This is a genomic window from Nonomuraea sp. NPDC050733 (genome assembly GCF_040654215.1).
GTDB lineage: Bacteria > Actinomycetota > Actinomycetes > Streptosporangiales > Streptosporangiaceae > Nonomuraea.
In genome coordinates this window covers 37,890-55,320 of record NZ_JBFAHO010000029.1, presented here as the reverse complement: position 1 = coordinate 55,320, position 17,431 = coordinate 37,890, and the positions used below count along the sequence as shown (strand labels likewise).

General features: G+C 68.0%; 22 protein-coding genes and 1 pseudogene. 21 read left to right on the top strand and 2 right to left on the bottom strand.

Features of this window, described 5'->3' with window-relative positions; translation table 11 throughout:
* The first annotated feature begins 73 nt into the window (after positions 1 to 73).
* The 17 genes and pseudogenes from AB0H64_RS32640 (at position 74) to AB0H64_RS32560 (ending at position 10,367) form a co-directional block, all read left to right on the top strand.
* Positions 74 to 322 (top strand): hypothetical protein, encoded by a 249-nt coding sequence (locus AB0H64_RS32640; RefSeq protein ID WP_357632335.1) that lies wholly within the window; start codon positions 74 to 76, stop codon positions 320 to 322.
* Complete coding sequence (locus tag AB0H64_RS32635) at positions 319 to 1,023, top strand: DUF6248 family natural product biosynthesis protein (protein WP_357632334.1); 705 nt, start codon at positions 319 to 321, stop codon at positions 1,021 to 1,023. The genes AB0H64_RS32640 and AB0H64_RS32635 overlap by 4 nt, the downstream gene beginning before the upstream one ends.
* A complete protein-coding gene (locus AB0H64_RS32630; protein ID WP_357632332.1) occupies positions 1,020 to 1,259 on the top strand; it encodes a hypothetical protein in 240 nt (79 codons plus the stop codon). The genes AB0H64_RS32635 and AB0H64_RS32630 overlap by 4 nt, the downstream gene beginning before the upstream one ends.
* A complete protein-coding gene (locus AB0H64_RS32625; RefSeq protein WP_357632330.1) occupies positions 1,259 to 1,621 on the top strand; it encodes a hypothetical protein in 363 nt (120 codons plus the stop codon). Before AB0H64_RS32630 ends, AB0H64_RS32625 begins: the two co-directional genes overlap by 1 nt.
* Positions 1,611 to 2,507: a hypothetical protein gene (locus AB0H64_RS32620; RefSeq protein ID WP_357632329.1), complete on the top strand. Its 897-nt coding sequence runs from the start codon at positions 1,611 to 1,613 to the stop codon at positions 2,505 to 2,507. The genes AB0H64_RS32625 and AB0H64_RS32620 overlap by 11 nt, the downstream gene beginning before the upstream one ends.
* Entirely contained in the window at positions 2,504 to 2,794 is a 291-nt protein-coding gene (locus AB0H64_RS32615) for a hypothetical protein (RefSeq protein WP_357632327.1), read from the top strand. Before AB0H64_RS32620 ends, AB0H64_RS32615 begins: the two co-directional genes overlap by 4 nt.
* Before the next feature lie 57 nt (positions 2,795 to 2,851).
* Positions 2,852 to 3,121: a hypothetical protein gene (locus tag AB0H64_RS32610; protein ID WP_357632326.1), complete on the top strand. Its 270-nt coding sequence runs from the start codon at positions 2,852 to 2,854 to the stop codon at positions 3,119 to 3,121.
* A gap of 304 nt (positions 3,122 to 3,425) precedes the next feature.
* Positions 3,426 to 3,602: pseudogene (locus AB0H64_RS32605) on the top strand (DnaJ domain-containing protein); the annotation flags it as partial.
* Positions 3,603 to 3,852: 250 nt separating this feature from the next.
* Positions 3,853 to 4,155, top strand: a complete 303-nt coding sequence (locus AB0H64_RS32600) for a hypothetical protein (protein ID WP_357632324.1) — start codon at positions 3,853 to 3,855, stop codon at positions 4,153 to 4,155.
* A gap of 282 nt (positions 4,156 to 4,437) precedes the next feature.
* Complete coding sequence (locus tag AB0H64_RS32595; protein WP_357632322.1) at positions 4,438 to 4,749, top strand: hypothetical protein; 312 nt, start codon at positions 4,438 to 4,440, stop codon at positions 4,747 to 4,749.
* Positions 4,750 to 5,917: 1,168 nt separating this feature from the next.
* Positions 5,918 to 6,553: a hypothetical protein gene (locus AB0H64_RS32590; protein ID WP_357632320.1), complete on the top strand. Its 636-nt coding sequence runs from the start codon at positions 5,918 to 5,920 to the stop codon at positions 6,551 to 6,553.
* A 74-nt stretch (positions 6,554 to 6,627) separates the two neighbouring features.
* Positions 6,628 to 7,032: a hypothetical protein gene (locus AB0H64_RS32585; RefSeq protein WP_357632319.1), complete on the top strand. Its 405-nt coding sequence runs from the start codon at positions 6,628 to 6,630 to the stop codon at positions 7,030 to 7,032.
* A 504-nt stretch (positions 7,033 to 7,536) separates the two neighbouring features.
* Positions 7,537 to 7,857, top strand: a complete 321-nt coding sequence (locus AB0H64_RS32580; RefSeq protein ID WP_357632317.1) for a hypothetical protein — start codon at positions 7,537 to 7,539, stop codon at positions 7,855 to 7,857.
* Between the two features lie 3 nt (positions 7,858 to 7,860).
* Positions 7,861 to 8,322 (top strand): hypothetical protein, encoded by a 462-nt coding sequence (locus AB0H64_RS32575; RefSeq protein WP_357632315.1) that lies wholly within the window; start codon positions 7,861 to 7,863, stop codon positions 8,320 to 8,322.
* A gap of 221 nt (positions 8,323 to 8,543) precedes the next feature.
* The gene (locus AB0H64_RS32570) at positions 8,544 to 8,873 is read left to right on the top strand and encodes a hypothetical protein (RefSeq protein WP_357632313.1); all 330 of its coding nucleotides are present in this window, start codon (positions 8,544 to 8,546) and stop codon (positions 8,871 to 8,873) included.
* Positions 8,874 to 8,955: 82 nt separating this feature from the next.
* Entirely contained in the window at positions 8,956 to 9,381 is a 426-nt protein-coding gene (locus AB0H64_RS32565; RefSeq protein ID WP_357632311.1) for a hypothetical protein, read from the top strand.
* A complete protein-coding gene (locus AB0H64_RS32560) occupies positions 9,378 to 10,367 on the top strand; it encodes a tyrosine-type recombinase/integrase (RefSeq protein ID WP_357632309.1) in 990 nt (329 codons plus the stop codon). The genes AB0H64_RS32565 and AB0H64_RS32560 overlap by 4 nt, the downstream gene beginning before the upstream one ends.
* A gap of 1,555 nt (positions 10,368 to 11,922) precedes the next feature.
* On the opposite strand, the gene AB0H64_RS32555 is transcribed toward AB0H64_RS32560, so the two are convergent.
* Entirely contained in the window at positions 11,923 to 12,882 is a 960-nt protein-coding gene (locus AB0H64_RS32555; RefSeq protein WP_357632307.1) for an aminoglycoside phosphotransferase family protein, read from the bottom strand.
* Between the two features lie 430 nt (positions 12,883 to 13,312).
* Between AB0H64_RS32555 and AB0H64_RS32550 the strand changes: the two genes are divergently transcribed.
* The 4 genes from AB0H64_RS32550 to AB0H64_RS32535 are packed head-to-tail and all read left to right on the top strand — an operon-like array spanning position 13,313 to position 17,182.
* A complete protein-coding gene (locus AB0H64_RS32550; RefSeq protein ID WP_357632305.1) occupies positions 13,313 to 13,945 on the top strand; it encodes a hypothetical protein in 633 nt (210 codons plus the stop codon).
* Between the two features lie 26 nt (positions 13,946 to 13,971).
* A complete protein-coding gene (locus AB0H64_RS32545; RefSeq protein ID WP_357632303.1) occupies positions 13,972 to 15,033 on the top strand; it encodes a DNA cytosine methyltransferase in 1,062 nt (353 codons plus the stop codon).
* Entirely contained in the window at positions 15,033 to 16,445 is a 1,413-nt protein-coding gene (locus AB0H64_RS32540; RefSeq protein WP_357632301.1) for an asparagine synthase-related protein, read from the top strand. The genes AB0H64_RS32545 and AB0H64_RS32540 overlap by 1 nt, the downstream gene beginning before the upstream one ends.
* Entirely contained in the window at positions 16,442 to 17,182 is a 741-nt protein-coding gene (locus AB0H64_RS32535; RefSeq protein ID WP_357632299.1) for a methyltransferase domain-containing protein, read from the top strand. The genes AB0H64_RS32540 and AB0H64_RS32535 overlap by 4 nt, the downstream gene beginning before the upstream one ends.
* Here AB0H64_RS32535 and AB0H64_RS32530 read toward each other — a convergent pair.
* On the bottom strand, positions 17,154 to 17,411 hold the full coding sequence (locus tag AB0H64_RS32530) for a hypothetical protein (protein ID WP_357632297.1): 258 nt from the start codon (positions 17,409 to 17,411) through the stop codon (positions 17,154 to 17,156). The two genes, AB0H64_RS32535 and AB0H64_RS32530, sit on opposite strands and share 29 nt — an antisense overlap.
* Between the last annotated feature and the right edge of the window lie 20 nt (positions 17,412 to 17,431).

The following is a 17,431-nucleotide window of genomic DNA, read 5'->3' as shown; positions in this document are numbered from 1 at the left end:
GAGGGGGTGCGCTGACCACGGCGGGAGACCTGATCAGCGTGCCCCCAGCCGCGTGCAAGTGATTGGAGGAGTTGTGAGAGAGATTCTGGCCGTGACCTCGTGGTTCGCCCTCACGGTCACCTTGTGGATCACGGCGTACGTGTGGCCGCTGTTCGGTCACGTGCTCGTCCCCCTCGGCGCGATCGGCATGGCGTTCGTCGTGCTGCTCCTGGGTGAGGTCGTCGTCCATGAGGTGCGCGGCGTCGTCCGGGCGCGTCGGTACGAGCGGCAGCAGGCGGAGTGGCTCGCGCGGCGTAAGCGGCGGGAGGGGAGCGGCGAGTGACGCTCCAAGGCGGCAAAGCCATTGCGGCCGAGATGATCACGAAAAGCGCGGCCTGGGTGCGTGAGCACGTCTGGACGAACGGCATGCGCCGCGTGGAGTTCGAGGTCCGTCCAGGCTTCTACACCCGATGCGAGTGCCAGCGCGACGTCTGCCACCAGTGCCGTCGCGGGACGCACGAACTGTGCAACGCCATCCCGCGCACAGACTGCGAGGGGATGATCGCCGACAAGACCGGCGTCCACCCGGCGTGCTTCAAGGAGCCGTACAAGCACCGCACGATCGACGGCCCGCCGCGGCCGACGCCCGTAGCGCAGGTGTGGCTGGCCGACAGGATCTGCCGGTGGGCCTGTCGATGCGACTGCAAGGGCAAAATCCCCATGTCGCCGGTCAACGCGGCCTGGGTCCGGCGAAAAGCCTGGACACGCAGCTTCGCCGAACGGATGACCCGCCAGTACGGCGACCTGTACGACCAGTGCCCGTGCCAGTGGGACGTCCGCGTAGAGGGCAGACGCAGCATCCCGGACGGCTGGCTCAACGGCGGCATCATTTTCGACCAGCGCTGCCAACTCCTCGCGCCCATCGCCGTGTGGCTGGCCGACCGGGCATGCCGGCCGCTGCCCAAGCGCGTGCCTCCGGTCGCTGTCCCCGGCGGCCTTCAAGACGCACTCCCTGGTTTTGATATGGAAGGAGCAACCGTATGAGCGGCTCGATGGAGCAGCCCACCCCGTACACCACCCGCAAGAAGAAGCCCCGCAAGATCGACGGTAAGCGGGTCGTCAAGCACAAGAGGAAGCAGCAGCAGCTACCGATGCACCAGGTCGTGTGCGGCGACGGCGTCGTGGCAGTCGTGGAGGGCTACGGCGTCACGGACGCGGACCTGGCCAGCGTCCGCGCGATGGTCCTCGGCATCAACCTGGCGTCCACCGGAGGCATGTGATGCCCGGCGATGACTTCCTGGCCAATTTCAGGATGCGGGCCTCCATCAGCCGCGAAGTGCTGGTGGAGCGGACGCACCAGCACGCCAAGCACGGCCAGCAGCGACACCGCGACCGTGCCAGCTTCAAGCCGGTCGAGTTTCAGTTCCCGGCGATGCTCGCCGAGGGCGAGCGGCAAATCAACGCCGACCCCGAGACGAAGACTTGGCAGTCGGTCCTGCTGGAGCAGGTGTACGGGGCGATGGCCGCCGACGAGCTGCCTGCGATGCGTCAGGGCCTCGTCCAGGCCGCCGTGGTCATCCTGGCGTGGATCGAGGACATCGACACCAGGCCAGCCCCCGGAGGCGATGTCGATGGCAGTTGACCAGGCCCGCCGTGTGACCGCTGCGACCAGGCAGCGGAAGGCGCACAGTCTCGGCATCAAGACGCGAGTGGATGCCACGCGTGTCCGCCAGCACCTGCAACTCCTGCGCCGCACCATGAGCGTCCGCGAGATCGCCGAAGCTTCCGGCATCACCGGCACGTCCATCTGGAACATCCTTCTCCACGGCCAAAAGACCGTCATGCCCGCCACCGAAGCGAAGATCCTCGCGGTGACTCCCATCAACGGGTACGTGCTGCTGAACTCGATCGGAGCTCGGCGCCGCGTCCAGGCGCTAGCCACGATGGGATGGACGGGCGAGACGGTCGGCCGCCGCGTGGCGATGCGGCGAGGAGACACCTGGGCCAACATCACGCGCATCTTGCAGGGGCAGCGGATCACGGCGAGCCTCGCGCATGAGGTCCACGTCGTGTACGCGGACCTATGCAGGCAGGTCCCACCCAATAATCTTCCAGCCAGGCGGGCCAAGGCACGCGCCCAACGCCGCCGGTGGGCGCCGCCGGCCGCATGGGAGGCCGTCGATATCGACGACCCGGACGCCCGGCCGGACTGGGCGTCGGTGCTGTGCGAGGTCGTCGTGTGCGGGCGCTCGGTGAAGCCAGGTTCCACCCGCTGCGAGGCGTGCCTGACGCGGCTGAAGAAGCACGGCACATTGGACGGCTACATCCCGGCGAAGAGCGGGCGGGCGCTCGTCGAAGACGCACTGTGGATCTCCAAGCATGAGCGGCTATCACTCCGCGACGAGTCCGAGGCGACGCTGATCGCGGAACGCCTCGGCGTGACCCTCATGGCACTGCGGCAGGGTCTCATACGGCACGGCATCGCTGACATGCAAGCGCAAGCGCTTGCGGAAGGGGAAGTGCAGTGAAGGGGACAAGGCAGACGCTCAGGCCGATCGACGCCAACCGGCACTTCGGCTACTGCAGGGAGTGCGGCAGAGTCCGGTACGCCTCGAAGCGGGTGGCCAAGGTTGCGGTCCGGCAGCTCCATCCGGGCCAGAACCTGCGGGTGTTCAAGTGCGGCGACTATTGGCACTACGGCCCGCACACCGTGGCGAGAAGGAATCGGCAGTTCCAGGGCGCCCGGCCGAGCCTGGTCATCGTCGACGAGTGCGTGCGCATGCCGCAGGAGGCGGTGATCGCCGATGTCTCCTAGCCGTACCTACCGGCGCGCCAAGTTCCGGAATCTGCAGGTGCTGGAGGAGTCAGCAGTATGAGCGGCGACTCCCTCGAACAGCGGTGCGTCATCCTCGACTCGCCCGACGAGCTGTGCACCCGGCAGGCGGTGATGGTGCTGCTCATGGCGTGCGTCCACGAGCACATGGGCCACACCCCGGTCTGCCAGTTCCACGTCCAGTGCGCCGCGGACGGGGAACTGCTGTGCCCGGACTGCTACGAGTCGGCCGAGAAGCACCACGCCTGCCAGCTTGAGGCCTTGGCTGAGGTGACCGAGTCGGGGGAGCGCCGTGTTCTCCAAGGCTGACATCCGCGTGTGCAAGGGGTTCGGCGTAAAGCCGTCGTGCGGCCAACGGGTCCGGATGACGAAGACCGAGGCCGGCGCGCCGTTCCCGGTCAACCTCGTCCCGGACCCGAACGGCAACACCGCGGTGTGGCGCGACGTGACCGGGGTGCTCCGGTCGCGTCGCGTCACCGACGAGCATCCGCTGGCGCCGTGGGAGCGGCTGATGATGCCGCACGTCGCGACGTGCAAGCCGCCAACCCGGAGGTCGACGCCCCCGCCGCGGTCTCCCGGAGGTGACCGAGCGCCGCGCGAGTCGTTCTACGCGGTGCTCGGTGTCGACCGCAGTGCGAGCCGAGACGACATCACGAGGGCGTATCGGCGGCTGGCCCGGCAGCTGCACCCGGACGTCAACCCCGACCCCCGGGCGGCCGAGAGGTTCAAGCGGGTGACGGAGGCGTACGACGTCTTGTCGGACCGCGCGAAACGCCAGATGTACGACCTGACCGGCCGGGCTCCGCGCCCGGGCCGGTGACTGATTGGGAGGAGAGCACATGGCAGATGAGGAGAGCCGCTGTCGCGGCTGGCGCTACGGTGTTGAGGCCGAGAACGACCGGTGTGACCTTATATGACCGCCCTTCCCTCAAGGACGATGATGCGCGACAGGGGGAGTGGTGGCCGAAAGCCTGGTCGGGGAGGTGGCTGCGTGGCTTGGGACGCCTGCCGCGAAGGGGATGCCAGCTTCGGACCGGTGTGTGCTGTTCGTGATTGCTGAGCGGGCGCACAAGGCGACGCGCCGCATGCTGTGGCATCGCGGGGACCGCAGGGACGACGGCACGAAGATCACGTTGACGGAGACGTTGCAGATGCGGACCGGGCTCGGCGCGCGGGGCCTGAGCGAGTCGTTGCAGAGGCTCGCGGCTCGCGGGGTCGAGGTCAGGGTGCAGATCGACACGGATTCCCTCGGGCGGCCGGTGTTCGCTCGGCGGGGGCACGCGGTGGACTACTACCTGCCGCGGTTGCCGGCATCGGTGGAGCTCCCACCAGCCCCCGGTTAGGTCACGCTCAGACCGTAGCCAAACCGGTCGTTGAAGCCTGTGGATAACCCTTAAATGATCATGAAATCGGAGGGGGTTTGGTTACGGCCACAGCGTGGCCCGTGGCCACGCTCAGACCGTAACCAAACCCCTCGTTAGGCCACGCTCTGGCGGGGGCCCCTATCCCTAATAGCTATCCCTTCTCTCTATCCCTTAATGGATCTCCCCGTACGTGGCTGACGTGGAAGAGAACAAGATCACGCGCCCAGAAGCCCACAGCTCACGCAACCAAGAGGACCCCACATGCCCACCTCGAGCGACAAGCCCACCCTCCGGCCGGCCTACGGCCCCCTCGCCGCCCTCCTCGTCGAAATGCGCGCAGACTGGAACCTCGACCAGGTCATCCGCGAACTCGTCGGCTGCCCCTGGAGCGCCTACCTCGTCCTCCAGGCGTTCCTCGCCGCCAGGGACGACCCCAGCGAGCAGCTCCGCGTCCGCGACGCCGTCATCAAGATCCCATCCCAGCAGCAGCGACTCACCCCCGAGCAGGTCGCCGCATACCGCGACCACGCCCAACGCATCATCGGCCGACGCCACACCCTGGACAACACATGAGCATTCTCATCGGGCTCCACTGCGACACCCCCCGCTGCGGCTCCCAGGCACACCTCGCCGAAGACTCCCCAGCACACGCCCGCGACCAAGCCGCACAACGCTACGGGTGGACCCACGCAGGCGACGCCGACTACTGCCGGACCTGCAGCAGCGAACCCGCCCCCGCTCACTCATCGTCGCTGATGGCTTTCAACCACGACGAGACAGGCACGCGAGAACACGACTGGACCCCCTAGAGCGCACTCAGACGCAAGCTAAAGCGCTCTCGCGTCCGATCCGACCATGAGACACGCGGAACACGATCAACGACGCTCTACGGGCAATCTGGCGGCGTACAAGGGAAGGCGCGGCACGGAGGCCAGAGCGGAGCGGAGGGAAAAGAGCGTTTGGCCAGGCCACAACGTCGGACACTCGAAGAAATCTCGCCTGGAACACCGTCAGATGGTTGTCACGAAAACCGAATGACCCATAGACTTGGGTCATGAAGTTAACGAGAGCACACGGGAGGACGGCGACCATCGCGGTCGCACTCGCCCTCTCCGGTGCGATTCTCCCAACCCTGGCGTACGCGTCTGCGCTGTCGCCAGACACGCCACCGACGGTGACTCCGGAAACTCCGGTGACCGTGACCGCAACCGCGACGGTTTATGTAACCGTCACGCCGCCCACGGTGACCGTCACTCCGCCCGTCCCCACCCCATCGGTGTCGGTGTCGGTGCGGACCGTCACCCCGGAACCGTCAGTGTCGGTCAAGACCGTGACCCCGCAAGCGTCGGTGTCCCTCAAGACCGTGACGCCTGCCCCGTCCGTTTCGACGCTCACCCCGTCGCCCACGACGGTATTCGTCACGACGGACCCGCTTCCGACGCTGGCGGGTCCGACACCCCCCGCCCCCACACCACCGGTGACCATGCCCGCAGGGCCAGCAGCCCCGGTGATCGCATGCGCAACCCCTCCGCTCCCCGGAGTCGCATGCGTCCCCGCTCCGCCCGCGCCCACCGTCACCCTGACCGCTGCCCCGGCGGCCATGGGTGGCCCCATGGGCCTAACCCTCGGTCTCCTCATCGTGGTGGCCGTCGGCGCGATCGTTGCGGCAGTGTGGCTCTACCGGCGATCACGCAAGCAAAACCGCAAGCGTAAAAACAACCAACCCAAGTAGGGACTGATCATGTCTGAGAACACGACCACCACCAACGCCCCTGAGGTCAAGCTCACCGAGGACCAGGCGACCGCCCTGCTGCCCGTGTACGCGTGGCTGACCCGCGCGGAGACTCCGAAGGGCGGTAGCGGTCGCGGAACCGCTTCGTTCTGGTCGTTCGTTGGGGGCATGCGCCCCAGCATCGCAACGCTCGTCAGCCTTCACGCTGACGAACTCCTGGCAGGTGACGCGACCGTCGGCGAGGACCTGGTCGCCGTCCCGGACGTGGAGAACTACCCGTCCGCGTACGTCTACAGCCAGGGCATCAGCAAGCAGGTCAAGCGCTACACATCGCGTCGCTTCCATGGCGCGTACCTGCTGGGGGTTGACCTCGACCATCCGCTGGCGCAGCCCGCTGGTGTCAGCGTCCCGGACCTGACCAAGTGGATCAAGGCCGTCATGCCCGACGCCATGGAGCGGATCGCCGCCCAGCGTGAGCTTGCCCGCAAGGAAGCGGAGAAGCGGGCCGCCGGTGAGCTTCTGGACAAGACCGTCACGGACCTGGAAGCCGCCATTGCGGTGGCCCGGAACAACGGTCTGGACGTGACCGCGCAGGAATCCATGCTGGCCGCTTTCAAGGCCCAGCAGAACCCCCAGCAGGGCTAGCAACAACACCGGGGCGCGTACCCGCGCGCCCCGGTTTCCCTCCCCAACCAACCCAACACCGGAAGGCGCACGCAATGTACAACACGACCCCCACGAACGGCCTGATCGAAGAGACTGCGGAGCTGTACGTTCTCCTCATGGCGGAGCTGTACGTCCCCGTCGGTGCACTGGTCCTCTACCCTGGCGAGCCGCGTAAGGCCGTCGTGAAGTTCGACATCGGCCACTGCCGGGGCGTGGAGAACGCCGTCATGTTCTGGCACGAGGCGATCACGACGCCGCTCATCGCCGCCCACGTAGCTGCACACGAGCTGGAGACCGTCGCAGAGGCCCGCCACCAGCGTCAGGCCCTGCCCAACTCGCCTTACTCCGTGGAGGCCCGACGCGAGGTGAAGCGACTCCGGGCCGTCATCGCTAACAGCGACATGGCGATCCGTCGTGAGCTTCGCGGGCTCCAGGAGACGTTGACCAGGGGCATCTAGCGGTATCGCGCGGACGCGCGTTTCAGAACCCCGTACGCAGCCAGCGTGCGGGGTTCTTCCGTTCCCAGGGTCGCGCGCCCCCCACTCCCCGGGGGGCCGGCGGGGGCTGGGTGCGGTTGGTGTCGGGCTGCCGTGCTGTTCTCTGGTCCGGCTCTTGGTCTGGTGTCTGGTGTGTGGTGCATGGTTGGTGGTGTGTGGGTGGATTTCGAGGTGGCTGCGGCTCGTGCTGGCGTGGACCGGTCGACGGTTGGTCGTTGGGTGAATGCTGGCCGGTTGCGCTGTCTGGTGGTGGACGCGTCGACGGGGTTGCCGCGGGCTCGCAGGCGAGGGGAGGCGGGGGGGCTGGTCAACGTCCGGGAGTTGTTGGAGGTGGAGTTGGAGCGTCGTCGTTCGCGTGGCCGGCCGGGTCCGCGCCTCTCTGGCGGCTTGTAACGCTGCGCCGCCCGTCTGCGATTCTCCGGCTACGGCACGACCAGCGTCGGACTCTTCCTCGAAAGGATCTCTATGCGCCGCTCCCTTTTCGGCTTCGCTGCCGCGTCCACGCTCGCGATGTCCTTGGTTGGCTGCTCGGGCGACGATGCGCAGGCCCAGTGGATTGAGGAGGTGAAGGCGGCGGGGTTCATCGCCAGTGACAGCTACGAGGCCATGTTCGAGAAGGCCAAGGCCATGTGTCAGTCGGATGGGCCGGAGGCCATCGCCGCCTTGGCGCAGATCGGGTTGGCGAACGGCCAGTCGCGCGAGAACATGGACAAGCTCGGCGTTAAGCCTGCGGATGCGGCGAAGCGCTACGCCGAGGCGACGTGGACGTACGTCTGCGGGCACTGAAGCATGTCGGGTTTCGAGCTTGTGGCGTCTCTCGTGGGCTCTCTCGCCTGGCCTGTCGCTGTGGTGGTGGCGGTGGTGGTGTTGCGCCGCCCGTTGGCGTCGGCGATGGGGCGGGCGAAGCGGGTAGAGGCGGCGGGGATGGCCGTGGAATTGGCCGAGGTGGAGCAGGCCCGGGAGGACGTGGAGGAGGAGCTGGCACAGGCCAGCATGGAAGGTGCGTCTCTTGGAGCCGCCGAGATGGACGAGCTGGTGCGGAAAGCTGCCCAGTTGGGTTGGCACTTGGCGATGCTGGGGCCAGGCTTCCCGCCGGATGTCGTGGTGGATCGGTCGGGGGACAAGCCGGTGGTGCGGTCACCCGTAGAGGAGGCGCTCCGCACAGTGCCGTCTAGCGTCTGGATTGAGGGGGCGCAGCAGCAGCTCAAGTTCGTTAAGCCCTGGCGCGATCCGCGCCGTCCGAGTGACTGACGCGTTTGGGCGCGTGCCTGTGGGACGCAAAGACCTCGCGAGGGCTTCGTGATCAAGCCCTGTAACTCACGATAACGTCCCTTATCGTGAGTTAGAATGATCTCCGAGAGCGCTTGATCACGACGCTTTATCACGGAATGGTCACGAAGCTCGACGCCGCCCGGTGCACCCACACCGGGCGTTAACCAACCCGAGAACACGCAAGCAGAAAGGCTGGCGACATGCCTGACTCTCGCCCCGCCATGACGCACTCGACCCTCATCGGCTGCGTCTTCATGGTCCGCACCCCCGCCGCCGGCGGCGGCTACCACTACAACCAGATCGAGACCACCGGCTACCCAACCGTTCACCCGCCCTCGGTGGGCGACTTCATCACACACGAGGACGGCGTGTACCGCGTGGTCGCCCGGCAGTGGCACCTCCCCGACAGCGGCACCGCGTCCTGGCCGTACGGCGACATCCTGCCCCGCGAGGTGATGCTGGACCTGGTCCTGGAGCCCGACGACGGCCCGTACGCCGACGAGGCGCCTTACGCCGGCACCCGCGCATGAGCGCGACTACAGGCAACCCCTGATCACCCCGGCCCCGGCCCACTCACGCCGGGGCCACCCCTCATCCCATGGAGACACCGAAGTGAGCGAGAGCCAGTTCACCCGCAAGATCGTTGACGCCGAGGCCGAGGGCGACCGCACCAAGCTGGTCCACTACCTACTCACCGGCGAGCACGGCACCGTCGAGATGCTGCTCATGAAGCCGCCCGCGGAAGCCTTCCTGTGGCCGGAGACCGGTGGCTGGCACGGCGCCGGAGTCGCCTACCACGCTCCGTTCCCGTTCCAGGATGACCAGGAGCCACGCCAGGAGCCCTGTGAGTACGTGCTCGGCGGCCGGTGCTTCTACGACGTGACGTACAGCCACCCGGAGGACCTGACGCGCGCCTGGTGGGAGGCGGGCCGTGACGACGAGATGATCTGGCGGGAGGCAGAGGACCGCTACCTGGCGTTCTTCACCGCGAGGGAGCTGCTGGCCAAGGCGTTCGACGACCAGGAGTGTGCGGAGTGACCGAGCTGGAGCTGCCTGGCGGCGGTGGCCTGGTCCCCGCCGACGAGGCGGAGAGGTGGGCCCGGCTCGCCGCGCTCGACCAGGCGGCCGAGGAGTTCGAGCCCCGCTCGGAGAACACGCTGCGCTCCTACGCCTCCGATTGGCGGGTGTGGGAGCGGTACGTCGCCGAGGTCGGCATCCCGCTGGAGGCCGGCACGCCGGGCGCGTTCCTCGGGTTCGTGATCTGGCGTGGCAAGGGTGGTGCGGCGCCGGCGACGATCGAGCGGAACTTGTACGGCGCGGCGGTGTGCCTTCGTGAGCGCGGGGTCGCCGTGCACCCGGACGGGCCGAAGAAGGGGAAGAAGGCGGTCGACGCGCTGGTTCGCATGCTGGCCGAGGCGGGAGAGCAGCGCGGCCGCGGCAAGGCCCCCGCGTTGACGGTGATGCAGCTCCGCATGATGTCGAAGGCGTTGCCGGACACGCTGAAGGGGTTGCGGGACCGGGCGATCCTGACGGTGGGATTCGGCATGGCGGCGCGCCGGTCGGAGCTGGCGAACCTTCGCGCCCGGGACGTAGTCGTGGTGCCGGGCAAGGGCCTACAGGTGTTCAGCCGTTACGGCAAGACCGGCGCCCGATCGCCCGTGATCAAGAAGGGTGAGAACGAGTGGACGTGCGCACAGACTGCCTGGTTAGCGTGGGCGGAAGCCGCGGACCTCGCTCCGGACGGGCCTGCGTTCATGCGCTTCAACCGGCACAAGATGCTGGGCCCGATTAGCGGGCAGGGCATCGGGATCGCCATCGCGGACGCGGCCAAGGCGGTGGGCCTGGCCGGCATCACCGGGCACAGCATGCGTGCCGGCCTGGCCACGGCGGCCCGGGAGGCAAAGCACGACTACAAGACGATCGCCGAGCAGGGCGGGTGGGCACCGAACTCGGCTGCGCTGTACGAGTATCTCCGGATCGTCGACCAGTGGGCGGACAACGCCACGGCGGGAATTGGCATGTGAGGAGGTTGACCGCGTAAGGCCGAGCAGCGGCGTGGCGAAGGTGGCTCGATGCAGCCCCCAGCCAGGCCACCGCCTCACCGACGCAGGTACCGCCGGAATCGGCGACGTATCACCTCCCGCCTGACGCGAGCGAGGGCATGGCGAAGCATCCGCGCTTTCGCGAACAAGGAGGTGAAGATCCTGGCCTTTGTCCGGCTTCGCCAGGCGGCACCGACGAGGAGCGCCCCTACGAGGAGGAGGGCAGCGAGAAGCCAGGTAGCTTTCCCTGGTACGAGGGCTAGAGCCGCATATTGCCGGGCTGCGCACTGCTGGGCACGTTCATGGTCACGGTGAACCGCCAGGGCAGCAAGGAATACGAGCCTACGCGACGCCCACGGGCACAGCTCGCCCAGCTCGTTGACGAGCATCCCAACAAGGACCCCGATGAGGAAGGCGCCCATCGGCCGCCCCCTTGGGGCGGCGAGCGGGCACCGTGGGAGGTACAGGGTTCGACAGCGCGACCCCCACGAAGCGGCGTCGACGTCGGCGTCGGCGTGAACGCTGCGTCAGAAGTGTGGATGCTTTCACTGCTGCAGTGCGTTGTGCGCGAGCCAGAGTCAGCAGCCTGGAGACCCAGGCCACGATCGCCCAGAACATGAGCTCGGCGGTTCCAACAGTATGGAGACGGTGGTACTCGGCTACTCGCGACCGCCGGATGACCTCCTGTGCGAGCGTGTAGACCCCAGGCAAGGCCGCCACAGCCCGGCCTGCGAGGCGGTCAGCCGAAGCTGTGGCTTCGCCGCCAGAGAAGTTGTTTACGGGGGACGGTGTGTGCCTCCTGACGTCGAGGTAGTCAGGTCGAGGGCACCCCGCTGCTAGCTGGCCAAGCCGCGGGTTCGTGGCCGGCGGTATTGAAAGCCGTGTTGCGCCGTTCCGAAGCACTCCATCGCGGCCGATGATCGGCAGGGTGGGGGTATCGGAGGTGCGCCTGCGGGCATGCGCCCTCATGGAAGCAGCTAAGTGTCTGCGTTGTTCCCGATTGAGGAGGTCGGAGATCGCCCCCAATCTGGCTTGCCCGTCGATCAGGAAGAAGCCCCCGTCGGCCCATTCGATGAGCGCATCCATTGGGCCCGAAGTGAGCACCGTGTGAAGGTCGGTCTCTCGCCGTTCTCTAACGGCTCGTGACCTAAAGGGCGGCATTGGGCCTAGAACCGGGTCTCGCGCAGTCGTAGGGGTATCGAACATAGGAAAAGTCTAGATTCCACGCCCTGTGATCGCGCTGGATTGAGGCCATGCCGAGAGCCACGCGATCGTCCGCTTCACGTACTTACCCCCAATGCCGGGCGCGCTGGCTTGCGGTGGCTTGACAACAGTGCATATGCTGCACGCCAGGGTAGAAGACGCATGCCAAAGTGCTTGCACGATTGTACAGGCGCGTCGCCGAGTCCGCGCGTGACGGACGTTCACGGCCCTCCCGGATATCTCTGATACTCCCAGAGTTGATCTTGTCTCAGGCGCTCTAAGAGGGTGTTTTCGAACCTCCGATGGGGTCGGGCTGCAGCCGGACCGCCAGGGCTCAGCCCAGCGCGTCCATCAGGGCGATGACATAGGCGTCCAGCCGCTCCTCCACGGATCGCGTCGTCAACTCTGCCCTTCCTGCCTCCCTCCATGGCTGCGACACCACCTGCACCTCTTCTGAAGCCGCCAGCGCGTCCCGCACCTGCCAGTACAGCCGCTCGCTCGTGGCCGCGGCCAGCACCCCGCCGGCTTCCTCATACGCCTCAGCGAACCGCAGACCCCACGCCGGTCCGTGCAGCAGCGCGAGATTGGTGGAGCAGTGCGCGACATCGAGGTCTGCCGGGCCCCAGGAGGTCGCGGCCCAGTCGACGACGCCGGTGATCCGGGCACCTGCCGGGCTTGGGGGCGACATGGCGAACAGCACGTTGCCGGGCTGGAAGTCCCGGTGCAGGAATCGCCCTTCATTGGGCGGCGTGGGCTTGCGGATCACGTCGATCGCCACGGCCCATACCGCAGCGTCGGCGCCCTTCGGAACCACGACGGTGTCGGCGGTCGTCAGCGTCACATACTTCCGGGGCCGCTCGGCGGGCCGCAGCGCGTGGATGGCCACGAGTTGACGGGCCAGCAGTGGGACGCGCGTCTCCACTCCCTCATCGTCGAGGACCGTCCGGCCCGTTAGATGTGTCATCAAGAGCGACGGGTACTCGCAATGCGCGGCGGTTGGATCAACCGCGACCAGTTCAGGAGCCGCCACGCCGGTCCCCGCCAGCAGGGTCAGAGCTCCGGCCTCCCTGTTCAGTCCGCCCTCGGCGCGCTCCACGTAGAACGGGTCGACGTAACTCCGCAGCACCAGGTCACGCGTGCGTCCGTCCTGCGTGCCGATGGTCAGCCTCCGCATGTCAGCAGTGATGCCGCCGCGTAGCGCCTCGGTTTTGACTATCCGTTCGCCGACCTCCAGATGCCGGCTCACCCAGGCCAATGTCAACGGTCGGACAGCCGCCTCGTCGTGGTTGATCATCGTGCCATCTCACCATCCCGACGGCTGCACGCGCCAAGGCTTTCTCGATCAGTGCGTGAGCGCCGCTCGATGAGGTGCCAGCTCGCCGTCAGGTGCGGTAGCGGCGGGCGGCGGTGTCGGGGCTGACATCCAGAACGGCCGCGATCTCGTCCCAGGTGGCGCCGGTCGCTCGGTCGGCGGTGCACGACCACCGCACTCACCCGCACGCTCCGGCGGTTCCCGGCCCCCCATTCACATCCCGGGTACGACGGTTTCCGAGATCAGAAGTTCAGCAACACCCTCTAAGACGCGCACACGCTGGAAGGTCCCGATTCCCGAGATGGGACGGGGCCTTCCCCATGTCTACCCGGCCCCGGCGCGGCCCTGCGCCGCATGGGGGAGGCGCGGAAAACGAGCCGGGGCCGGGTAATGATCGAACCGAGGACGAGACGTGACGCAGCGCTACATCGAATACATGCCCCTCCCGGACATCCCGTCCGCCATGAGGAACCCCAAGGACCACGACCTCGCTGGCATTCGCGCCAGCATCGAGACGTTCGGCTGCGTCGTCGCCGGGGAGATCGACGAGCGCACCGGCCGGCTCGTCGCCGGGCACGGCCGCAAAGAGGTACTGGCGCAGATGGCCGCCGAGGGCGCGAGTCCTCCGCAGGGTGTGCAGCTGGCCGAGAACGGCACATGGATCGCGCCGATCGTCCGCGGCTGGTCGTCAAGGTCCGATGCCGACGCTGAGGCGTACCTGATCGCTCACAACAGGACAAGCGAGAAGGGTGGCTGGTACGAGAACGTGCTGGCCCAGTCCCTGCAGGACATCCAGCAGGCGGACGCGAACCTGCTCGCGGCCACGGGCTACTCCTCCGACGAGCTGGCCGACCTGGAGGAAGCTCTCGCGGTGGACGCGCACGTCGCGGTCGGGGTGCACAACGACGAGTACGGCGATGACGGCGCGGCCGACCATGCTGCGGATGGCCCGTCGCCAGAGAAATTCCAGTCGTTCGACGACGACATCAGCACCGACTACCAGTGCCCCCGCTGCGCATACGAATGGAGCGGCAAGCCCCGATGATCAAGCCGCCGTACAGGGTGCCGTCGATGGCAGAGGTCCGGGCGGTGCCGTGGAACGGCTTCAACGGGATCTCGACGTTCTCGGGCTGCGGCGGCTCGTCTCTCGGCTACCGCATGGCCGGATTCCGCATGCTATGGGCCAGCGAGTTCATCCCCGCGGCCGCCGACACGTACCGAGCCAACGCCGCCCCGTACACCCACCTGGATACCCGCGACATCCGCGAGGTCACCGCCAAGGACATCCTCGACCGGATCAACCTCAAGGCGGGAGAGATCGACCTGATGGACGGCTCCCCGCCGTGCGCCGCGTTCTCCACCTCGGGCAAGCGGGAAGCCGGATGGGGCATCGTCAAGCCGTACAGCGACACCCAGCAGCGAGTCGACGACCTGTTCTTCGAGTTCACCCGGCTCTTGGGCGACCTGCAGCCGAAGACGTTCGTCGCGGAGAACGTCGCGGGCCTGGTCCAGGGCACCGCCAAGGGGTACTTCAAGGAGATCCTGGCCGCGCTGCGCAAGGCCGGCTACCGGGTCAGCGCGAAGCTGCTCGACGCGCAGTGGCTCGGCGTGCCACAGGCCAGGCGGCGACTCATCTTCGTCGGGGTCCGCGACGACCTCGGCGTGGAGCCCGTCCACCCGGTGCCGCTGCCGTACCGCTACACGGTGCGGGACGCGATCCACGATCTGCCTGGCGCGTTCGATGACCTGCGGGCCGACCCGGAGACCGGGTATCCGCTGAGCTTCCGCGGTTACTCGATCGAACGACTGTGGGGGGAGATCCGCCCCGGCCAGGGACACCCGACACGGCTGAGCCTCAAGCGGCTGGCCTGGGACCAGCCGACCGCCACCATCGTGGCCAGGGCGGGCACGGCGGGAACCGCCGCTCTCACTCACCCGGACCACCCGCGATACCCGAGTCTCGCGGAGCTGCGCAGGCTGGGCGGCTTCCCGGACGACTTCGTGTTGACGGGCGACTTCGGGCGCCGCTGGGAGCGCATCGGCCGCGCGGTGCCGCCCGTGATGATGGCGCGGATCGCCGCGACCATCCGCGACCAGGTGCTCGTGCCGCTGCGTGACGCGGGGAGGATCTGATGTGCGGTGTCGTCGCCGGTCTCGGCAAGCTGAACATTGCTCCGGCCGTGGCCGCGCTTATGCATCGCGGGCCCGATGCGGCCAGGACGGCAACGGTGGCCGGCGTGCACCTCGGGCACACCCGGCTCGCCGTCCAGGACCTCGACCCCCGTTCGGATCAGCCGTTCCGGGACGGGCCGGTCACGATCGCCTACAACGGCGAGATTTACAACGCCGCCGAGCTGCGCCAGGCCGTGGAGGAGCGCGACCCGGGCCGGGAGTGGAAGACGACGGGCGACACGGAGGTCCTGGCCGCCGCGCTCGCGGTGCTCGGCCCTGACCGGGCGCTGCCGCTGGTGAACGGCATGTTCGCCGTGGCGTGGGTGAACGAGCGTCGCCCCGGCGTGCTCCACGTCGCCCGCGACCGGCACGGCGAGATCCCGCTGCATCTACATCTGGCGCAGCCCGTCATGGCCGCGTCGGAGCTTAAGGCATTCGCCGCGGCAGGCCGCCCCATGGCATCTCACCTGATCGCGGATGTCCCGGCCGGCCACTGGGGGACGATCCATGGCGACCGCGCCGCCTGGTCGCGCTTCCACACCCAGCGGTGCACACCGGCGGGCTACACCATGACGCAGGCGTCGACCAGGCTGAAGTCCGCACTCGGGAAGGCCGTGCAGCGACGGCTCATAGCCGACGTGCCGGTGTGCGCGCTGCTGTCCGGCGGGATCGACTCGGCCGCCATCACCTACGAACTCGCGCAGCACGTGCCTGGCCTGGTCGCCTACACCGCCCGCATGGACCCCAAGTCCAGGGACCTGCGGTGCGCGCGCGAGGTCGCGCATCACCTCGGGATCGAGCTGGTCGAGGTCGACATCCCGGTGCCTAGCGCCGACGACCTGGCGCGCGTAGTCCAGATCGTCGAGATGCCGCACAAGGCGCAGGTCGAGATCGGTTGGGCGTGCCTGCATCTCGCCGAACGGATCCGCTCGGACGGCTTCAAGGTCACCTACTCAGGCGAGGGGTCGGACGAGCTGTGGGCGTCGTACGGGTTCGCCTACCACGCGCTCAAGACCACCGACTGGCACGTCTACCGGCGTGACCTGATGGCCGCCCAGGCGAGGAAGAACTTCCCCCGCGTCAACAAGACGTTCATGGCGCACTCGGTGGAGGGGCGTCTCCCGTTCTGCGACCCGGTCGTGGTCGACCTGGCTCTGTCGCTGCAGCAGCACGCGGTCGCCGACGGCAAAGCCCACCCCAAGGCCGTGCTCCAGCGGGCATACGCCGGGCTTCTGCCCGACGCCGTGGTGAAGCGGCCGAAGGTCGCGTTCCAGGACGGCCTGGGGCTGAAGACGGTGATCACGAGCGTGCTGCCGAACCCGGCCCGCTTCTATCGGGCCGAGTACCAGCGCCTCGTCAGGAGCAGAGCATGAGCGACGAGGACACCGACATCGCCGAGCGGTTCGGCACGGGAGCGTGGCAGTTCACGCCCGACGTGGTCGACGTCTTCGACGACCACGTACGCGCCAGCGTGCCGCACTACGACGTGATCCAGGACCTCGTCGCCGAGACGGCCGACTGGCTGGTCCCGGCCGGCGGCCTGGTCGCGGACCTCGGCGCGTCGACGGGCGCGTCAGCGCGGCGCATCCTGCAGCGGCACCCGAACCGGGGCATCCGGTTCGTGCTGTACGACGAGCAGCCCGCGATGCTCGACCAGGCCATGATCGAGCTGAAGCAGATCGGCGGCGAGCACGACGTCATCCTGAGCGCGACCCGCGTCCAGGAGGGGCCGCTGGTGCATGAGGACGCGGACCTCACGTTGTGCCTGTTCACGCTGCAGTTCCTGCCGCGTCGGGAACGCGTTAAGGCGCTACGGCTCGCGCGGCAGCGCTCGGCTGAGTCGGGCGCGCTGATCGTCGCGGAGAAGATCCGCGCCATCGATTCGCGGTGGGCGGAGATCGGCACCGACGTGGCGCACGACTACAAGGCGGCGCGTGGCATCTCCGACGCGGCGATCCGGGCCAAGGCGCGCGCGCTGCGCGGAGTGCTCCGGCCGTACCCGCAGCAGGCCACCGCGGACGCGATGGTCGCGGCCGGGTGGCACGCGCCCGAAGTGCTGTTCCGGTGGCATTCGTGGGCGGTCATCGGGGCGTTCGCGGCTGCTCAGTGAGCTTGCGTCCGAGATTCTTCAGCGCCTCATCTGGGGTGTCGCCCACCCCGACCGGGCTCGTGTTGTTGTCCCACCACTCGGAGGCGATGCGGTCCCCGGCGTAGGCATCGCGGGGAAGGTCCCACGCCTCCAGCGGGAACGCCGCGAACTTGCCCCCTTCGTACCGGCCGCCGTGGCGGGTCGCAACGATCGTGACCGGTGTGTATGCGCCCGGGACCAGTTCATACATGCGGGCCAGTCTCGCACGGA

Excerpts from the sequence above, each read along its gene's own strand:
- AB0H64_RS32630 (WP_357632332.1), top strand. The coding sequence starts at position 1,020 with ATGAGCGGCTCGATGGAGCAGCCCACCCCGTACACCACCCGCAAGAAG.
- AB0H64_RS32625 (WP_357632330.1), top strand. The coding sequence starts at position 1,259 with ATGCCCGGCGATGACTTCCTGGCCAATTTCAGGATGCGGGCCTCCATC.
- AB0H64_RS32620 (WP_357632329.1), top strand. The coding sequence starts at position 1,611 with ATGGCAGTTGACCAGGCCCGCCGTGTGACCGCTGCGACCAGGCAGCGG.
- AB0H64_RS32610 (WP_357632326.1), top strand. The coding sequence starts at position 2,852 with ATGAGCGGCGACTCCCTCGAACAGCGGTGCGTCATCCTCGACTCGCCC.
- AB0H64_RS32595 (WP_357632322.1), top strand. The coding sequence starts at position 4,438 with ATGCCCACCTCGAGCGACAAGCCCACCCTCCGGCCGGCCTACGGCCCC.
- AB0H64_RS32590 (WP_357632320.1), top strand. The coding sequence starts at position 5,918 with ATGTCTGAGAACACGACCACCACCAACGCCCCTGAGGTCAAGCTCACC.
- AB0H64_RS32585 (WP_357632319.1), top strand. The coding sequence starts at position 6,628 with ATGTACAACACGACCCCCACGAACGGCCTGATCGAAGAGACTGCGGAG.
- AB0H64_RS32580 (WP_357632317.1), top strand. The coding sequence starts at position 7,537 with ATGCGCCGCTCCCTTTTCGGCTTCGCTGCCGCGTCCACGCTCGCGATG.
- AB0H64_RS32575 (WP_357632315.1), top strand. The coding sequence starts at position 7,861 with ATGTCGGGTTTCGAGCTTGTGGCGTCTCTCGTGGGCTCTCTCGCCTGG.
- AB0H64_RS32570 (WP_357632313.1), top strand. The coding sequence starts at position 8,544 with ATGCCTGACTCTCGCCCCGCCATGACGCACTCGACCCTCATCGGCTGC.
- AB0H64_RS32555 (WP_357632307.1), bottom strand. The coding sequence starts at position 12,882 with ATGATCAACCACGACGAGGCGGCTGTCCGACCGTTGACATTGGCCTGG.
- AB0H64_RS32545 (WP_357632303.1), top strand. The coding sequence starts at position 13,972 with ATGGCAGAGGTCCGGGCGGTGCCGTGGAACGGCTTCAACGGGATCTCG.
- AB0H64_RS32540 (WP_357632301.1), top strand. The coding sequence starts at position 15,033 with ATGTGCGGTGTCGTCGCCGGTCTCGGCAAGCTGAACATTGCTCCGGCC.
- AB0H64_RS32535 (WP_357632299.1), top strand. The coding sequence starts at position 16,442 with ATGAGCGACGAGGACACCGACATCGCCGAGCGGTTCGGCACGGGAGCG.
- AB0H64_RS32530 (WP_357632297.1), bottom strand. The coding sequence starts at position 17,411 with ATGTATGAACTGGTCCCGGGCGCATACACACCGGTCACGATCGTTGCG.